Here is a 6252-nt window from a genome sequence, read left to right as displayed (position 1 = left end):
TTCGCCCGTGGCTTCGTCGAGGACCCCGGGCTCTACGCCGAGCAGTACCCGCACCTCACCCAGGCCAGGTACGGCACGATGTGCGGGTGTGCGGCCAGCGCCGCGCGGTAGGAGTACCCCCACCGGCGCAGCGCCTCCCGCCAGTCGACGTGGCCGAAGAACGACACGTCCACCCGGGCGGTGACGCTGTCGGCGACCGCGTCGAGGATCTCGTCCTTGGTGGCGAAGTGGTTGTACAGCGACGGCCCGCGTACGCCCAGCTCGGCGGCGAGCCGCCGGGTGGAGAAGCCTTCGAGTCCCTCGGCGTCGATGAGCGCGGCGGCGGCCTCGACGATCCGCTGCCGGCTGAGCAGCGCCTGCCGCGGTCGGGGCATCGCGTCCTCCTCCGCATCTGAAGGTCGGGGTGGGCCGGTGGCCCGGTGGGCCGTGAAGAAACTCTGCCACAGGGGGTCTGGACGGAATTAAACTTGCACCGCTAGTTTATGGGCCATGGACCTGCATCTGTCCGCCGAACAGGCAGCGGTCCGCCAACTCGCCGCCGACTTCGTCGACCGCGAGGTCGTCCCGCACGCGGCGGCCTGGGACCGGCGGGAGCGCGTCGACCCCGCGATCGTCGGCAAGCTCGCCGACCTCGGCTTCCTCGGCCTGACCATCCCCGAGTCCGACGGCGGCTCCGGCGGCGACCACCTCTCCTACTGCCTGGTGCTGGAGGAACTCGGCCGGGGCGACTCCGCGGTCCGCGGCATCGTCTCGGTCTCACTCGGCCTGGTCGCGAAGTCCCTCGCCGCGTACGGGTCCGCCGACCAGCGCGCGCGGTGGCTGCCCCGGCTGTGCTCCGGCACCGCCCTGGGCTGCTTCGCACTGACCGAGCCGGACAGCGGCTCCGACGCCGCCGCGCTGACCACCCGCGCTGTCAGAGACGGCGACGACTGGCTGCTCACCGGCACCAAGACCTTCATCACCAACGGCACCACCGCCGACGTCGCACTGGTCTTCGCCCGCACCGGCGGCCCGGGACACCGGGGCATCAGCGCGTTCCTGGTGCCCACCGACAGCCCCGGCCTCACCCGCCGCGAGATCCACGGCAAGCTGGGGCTGCGCGGGCAGGCCACCGGGGAACTGCGCTTCGACGACGTCCGCGTACCCGCCTCCGCGCTCGTCGGCGAGGCCGGCGGCGGCTTCCGGCTGGCCCTCGCCACCCTGGCCAAGGGCCGGATGTCGGTCGCCGCCGGCTGCGTCGGCATCGCCCAGGGCTGCCTCGACGCCGCGGTCGGCTACGCCGGTCAGCGCACCCAGTTCGGCAAGCCGATCGCCGGCCATCAGCTGGTGCAGCAGTTGCTCGCCGCCATCGCGGTGGACACCGCCGCCGCGCGGCTGCTGGTGTGGCAGGTGGCCGACCGCATCGACCGGGGCGAACCGTTCGCCACCGAGGCGTCGATGGCCAAGCTCTTCGCCAGCGAGGCCGCCGTCCGCGCGGCGAACAACGCGGTCCAGGTCTTCGGCGGGTACGGGTACATCGACGAGTACCCGGTTGGCAAGTACCTGCGCGACGCCCGCGTCGCCACCCTCTACGAGGGCACCAGCCAGATCCAGCAGCTCCTCATCGGACGCGCGCTCACCGGCGTCAACGCCTTCTGACCCCTGGAGGAACACATGGACTTCGCGTTGTCCGACGAGCAGCGGGCCATCCGCGACACGGCCCGTGACTTCATCGCCCGGGAGGTCATGCCGCTGGAGCAGGAGCTGCTGCGGCGGGAACGGGCGCACCGGCCCGGCCTGGAACGCGGCGAGCTGCGGGACCTCCAGCTCAAGGCGCGCACGTTCGGCTTCTGGGGCCTCGCCACGCCCGAGGAGTACGGCGGCATGGACCTGCCGGCGATCACCCAGTCGCTGATCTGGACCGAGATCGGCCGGTCGTACGTGCCGTTCCGGTTCGGCGGGGAGGCCGACAACATCCTGTTCAAGGCCAACGAGGAGCAGAGGCGGGAGTTCCTGCTGCCCACCATCGAGGGCGAGCGGCTGAGCTGCTTCGCGATCACCGAGCCCGGTGCCGGGTCGGACGCGGCCAACATCAAGCTCAGCGCCCGCCGTGACGGCGGCGACTGGGTGCTCAACGGGGAGAAGACCTTCATCACCGGCGGGCACGACGCCGACTTCGCCATCGTCATCGCGGTGACCGACCCCGAGAAGGGCGCCCGCCGGGGTGGCGCCACCGCGTTCCTGGTGGACCGGGCGATGGGCTGGCGGTCGGAGTTCATCCAGACGATGGGGGAGGGCGGGCCGGCCGCGCTCGTCTTCGAGGACGTGCGGGTGCCCGAGCGCAACATCCTCGGCGAGATCGGGCAGGGCTTCACCCTCGGTATGGAGTGGATCGGCAAGGGCCGCTACACCATCCCCTCGCACGCCATCGGCATCGCCGAGCGGGCGCTGCGGATGGCGATCGACCAGGCCAACACCCGCGAGACGTTCGGCCGGCCGATCGGCGAGAACCAGGCGATCCAGTGGATGATCGCGGACTCGGAGACCGAGCTGGAGGCGGCCCGCTGGCTGGTGCTGCGGGCGGCGTGGACGGTGGACCAGGGCATGGATCCCCGGCACGCCTCCTCGATGTGCAAGCTCTACGCCGCCGGCATGGTCAACCGGGTGGTCGACCGGGTGCTCCAGATCCACGGCGGCATGGGCTACACCCGCGAGCTGCCCATCGAGCGCTGGTACCGGCAGGTCCGCCTCTACCGGATCTTCGAGGGCACCGACGAGATGCAACGGCTGATCCTCTCCCGCGACCTGCTGCGCGGCTACACGAAGATCGGAGGACACCTGGCGTGAAGACCTTCCTCTCCATCGACGACCTGGCCGCCTCGGTCGGCGAGACCGTCGGCCCGGGGTCCTGGCTGCGGGTCGACCAGTCCCGGGTCGACCTGTTCGCCGACGCCACTGACGACCACCAGTGGATCCACGTCGACCCCGAGCGGGCCGCGATGGGCCCGTTCGGCGGCACCGTCGCGCACGGGTACCTGACCTTGTCGCTGCTGCCGTCACTGGTCGGCGGGCTGTACCGGGTCGAGGGAGTCGGCATGGGCGTCAACTACGGCCTCAACCGGGTGCGGTTCCCGGCCCCGGTCCGGGTGGGCAGCGCCGTACGCGCCACCGCGACGATCGGCGAGGTGTCCCCGGTGGACGGCGGCGTCCAGGTGGTCACGGCGGTGAGCGTGGAGAGCGACGCGGGCGGCAAGCCGGTCTGCGTGGCGGAGGCGGTCAGCCGCCTCTACCGGGGTGCCGCCCGCTGACCGACCGACGTCGTCCCGATGCCAGCGGTGCCACCTCGCCGACGGTGCAGGATGGGTACGTGGACAGCGAGCCGGTCGACGTGGCGCCCGAGCAGGCGTTCGGGTGGGCGGTCCTGCGCCAGCGCTGGGAGGCGCTCACCTTCCTGCACTGGGCGGTCGCGCCGGAGGTCGTCGCGCCGCTGCTGCCCGCCGGCACCCGTCCGGACACCCTCGACGGGGTCACCCACGTCGGCCTGATCGGCTTCCGCATGGTCGGGTTGGGCCTCGGACGGGGGCCGGCGGTGCCGTACCTCGGCAGCTTCTGGGAGACCAACGTCCGGCTGTACTCGGTCGACGACACGGGCCGGCGCGCGGTGGTGTTCCGGTCGCTGGACGCGTCCCGGCTGATCCCGGTGCTGGTCGCCCGGGCGACGCTGGGGCTGCCGTACCTGTGGTCGGCGATGGGCGTCGACTCCGACGGTGACCGGTACACCTACCGGTGCCGGCGCCGCTGGCCGGGGCCGAGGGGTGCGACGAGCCGGATGGTGGTCCGGGTGGGTGCGCCGATCGCCGAGCCGACCCCGCTGGAGCACTTCGTCACCGCCCGCTGGGGGCTGCACACCCGGGCGTACGGGCGCACGCTGCACCTGCCGAACTGGCATCCCCGCTGGCCCCTGCACCGGGCCGAGCTGCTGCACCTGGACGATGACCTGATCACCGCGGCCGGCCTGCCGCCGCCGGTCGGACCACCGGCCAGCGTGCTGTTCTCACCCGGGGTCCCGGTCCGGTTCGGTCCACCGGTCCCGCTGCTCCGGCCCGCCTCCGCTACCGCCGCCGCCCCTCGGCGTCGAGGAGGTCGTTGAGCGCGACGGCGGTGGTGATGAGGGAGAGGTGGCTGAACGCCTGGGGAAAGTTGCCGATCTGCTCGCCGGTGAGGGCGATCTCCTCGGCGTACAGGCGAAGGTGGCTGCTGAAGGTGAACATCTTCTCGAACGTCAGGCGGGCGTCCTCCAGCCGTCCGGAGCAGGCGAGGGCGGCGACGTACCAGAAGGTGCACATGTTGAAGGTGCCCTCGTCGCCGGGGAGCCCGTCGGGAGCGGCGGAGGGCTTGTACCGGTGCACGAGGCTGTCCGAGACCAGGTCCTGGTCGATGGCGCGCAGGGTGGACTGCCACATCGGGTCGGTGGGGGTCACGAAGCCGACCGACGGCATGATGAGCAGCGAGGCGTCGAGGACGTCGGTCTCGTAGCTCTGCACGAAGGCGCGGCGGCCCCGGTGGTAGCCCCGCTGCATGATCTGGTTGTAGATGGCGTCGCGGTGCCGGATCCACTGGGTGAGGTCGCCGGGGCGACCGTGGCGGTTGGACAGGCGGATGGCCCGGTCCAACGCCACCCACGACATCAGCCGCCCGTACGTGTAGTCGCGCGGGTGGCTGCGGCTCTCCCAGATGCCCGCGTCCGGCTGGTCCCAGTTCTCGCAGACCCAGTCGACCATCCTCACGGTGCTGCGCCACACCTGGTGTGACGCGCGGATGCCCTGTTCGTCCGCGAGGTGCATCGCGTCCAGGGCCTCGCCGTGGATGTCGAGCTGGAGCTGGTCGGCCGCGCCGTTGCCGATCCGCACCGGCCCCGATCCGCGGTACCCCTCGAAGTGGTCGAGGACCTCCTCCTCCAGGTCCGACGATCCATCGACCCGGTACATGATCTTCAGCGGTATGGCGTTGTCGCCGGCCTCGCGGATGCGCTCGTCGAGCCAGTTCATGTACCGGCTCACCTCGTCGGTGAAGCCGAGCCCCAGCAGCGCGCGCACCGAGAAGGAGGTGTCCCGGATCCACGTGTAGCGGTAGTCCCAGTTGCGGGTGCCGCCGATCTCCTCGGGCAGCGCGGCGGTCGGTGCGGCGATCATGGCGCCGGTGGGCGCGTACGTCATGAGCTTCAGCGTGATCGCGGACCGCTCCACCATCTCCCGCCAGCGCCCCGTGTACCGCGAACGGTCGAGCCAGTGCCGCCAGTAGTCGCGGGTCTGCTCGAACATCACCTCGACCTCGTCGACGGGGATGACGCGCGGCCCGCGCGCGGCGGCCGACTCCAGCACGGCCCCACCGGTGTCACCCTCGTGCAGCGTGACGAATCCGACGAGGTCCCCGGCGTCGTCGCCGCTCTCCCGTTCCCGCAGCAGTCGCCGGACCTTGCCGACCGGGTTCAGCGTCAGTTCCAGGGAGGGGTTGCGGAAGACGTAGCCCTCGTACCGGACCTCCAGGTCGTGGCGCTGGCGGCCGTAGTCGAACCGGGGGCGGCACTCGACCTTGAAGCGCATGCTGCCCCGGATCATCCGTACCATCCGCACCAACCGGTGCCGGTTGGTCGCCCGTTCGCCGGTGACCGGCATGAAGTCGGTGATCTCCGCGACGCCGTCGGCGCTGATGAACCGGGTGATCAGGATGGGCGTGTCGGGCAGGTAGAGCTGCTTGCTCACGTAGCGCACACCGTCCGGGGCGATTCCGAAGTAGCCGCCGCGCTGGGAGTCCAGCAGCGCGCCGAAGACGCTGGGCGAGTCGAAGCGGGGCAGGCAGAACCAGTCGACGGTGCCGTTCCGGGTGACCAGCGCGGCGGTCTGGAGGTCGCCGATGAGGCCGTGGTCCTCGATGGGTGCGTACCCCCGCATGCCGGCCTCCCCGCTCACCCACGACCCTCAGACCGCACCGTAAACGCGGCGAGCGGTCGCCGGGGCGCGGACGCCCACACACCACCCACCCGGGTACGAGGGACCGACTTCTGTCACTCACCGACAGAAGTCTCGTCCGTCCGACCGGAAAGTATCGACGTGGGTCACAAAAGGCGGCTAGGCTGCCCCTCGTCGTACATCGACAGGAGGTGATCCGGGTGTCGCGTCGCACCGGCAGGCCGTCGTACCTGCTCAACGCCCCGGCCGGTCGCGGACCCGGCCGGTCGCGCGGCGTCGTCGTCGCCGTCGCGGTCGGGCTCGC

At 71.5% G+C, this 6252-nt stretch carries 5 protein-coding genes and 1 pseudogene; 4 read left to right on the top strand and 2 right to left on the bottom strand.

The window, feature by feature from the left end; all coding sequences use genetic code 11:
• Positions 1-62: 62 nt before the first annotated feature.
• Positions 63-374 (bottom strand): annotated as a pseudogene (locus tag AB0I76_RS20085) (TetR family transcriptional regulator); the annotation flags it as partial.
• Positions 375-489: 115 nt separating this feature from the next.
• Between AB0I76_RS20085 and AB0I76_RS20080 the strand changes: the two are divergent.
• From AB0I76_RS20080 to AB0I76_RS20065, 4 genes are read left to right on the top strand one after another with little or no spacing between them, the layout of a single operon-like run.
• Positions 490-1638 (top strand): acyl-CoA dehydrogenase family protein, encoded by a 1149-nt coding sequence (locus AB0I76_RS20080; RefSeq protein ID WP_357037458.1) that lies wholly within the window; start codon positions 490-492, stop codon positions 1636-1638.
• A gap of 15 nt (positions 1639-1653) precedes the next feature.
• Positions 1654-2826 carry an acyl-CoA dehydrogenase family protein gene (locus AB0I76_RS20075; protein WP_357037455.1) on the top strand — a complete coding sequence of 391 codons (1173 nt, stop codon included), beginning with the start codon at positions 1654-1656 and terminating at the stop codon, positions 2824-2826.
• The gene (locus AB0I76_RS20070; RefSeq protein WP_357037452.1) at positions 2823-3287 is read left to right on the top strand and encodes a MaoC family dehydratase; all 465 of its coding nucleotides are present in this window, start codon (positions 2823-2825) and stop codon (positions 3285-3287) included. The genes AB0I76_RS20075 and AB0I76_RS20070 overlap by 4 nt, the downstream gene beginning before the upstream one ends.
• Before the next feature lie 59 nt (positions 3288-3346).
• The gene (locus tag AB0I76_RS20065; protein ID WP_357037449.1) at positions 3347-4129 is read left to right on the top strand and encodes a DUF2071 domain-containing protein; all 783 of its coding nucleotides are present in this window, start codon (positions 3347-3349) and stop codon (positions 4127-4129) included.
• Here the strand turns inward: AB0I76_RS20065 and AB0I76_RS20060 are convergent.
• On the bottom strand, positions 4092-5930 hold the full coding sequence (locus tag AB0I76_RS20060) for a glycoside hydrolase family 15 protein (protein ID WP_357037446.1): 1839 nt from the start codon (positions 5928-5930) through the stop codon (positions 4092-4094). The two genes, AB0I76_RS20065 and AB0I76_RS20060, sit on opposite strands and share 38 nt — an antisense overlap.
• Positions 5931-6252 lie beyond the last annotated feature (322 nt).

Origin of the sequence: Micromonospora sp. NPDC049799 (genome assembly GCF_040656655.1) — a bacterium.
GTDB lineage: Bacteria > Actinomycetota > Actinomycetes > Mycobacteriales > Micromonosporaceae > Micromonospora.
Note: the sequence above shows the minus strand (reverse complement) of the source record. Positions and strands in the feature narration are given on the sequence as shown.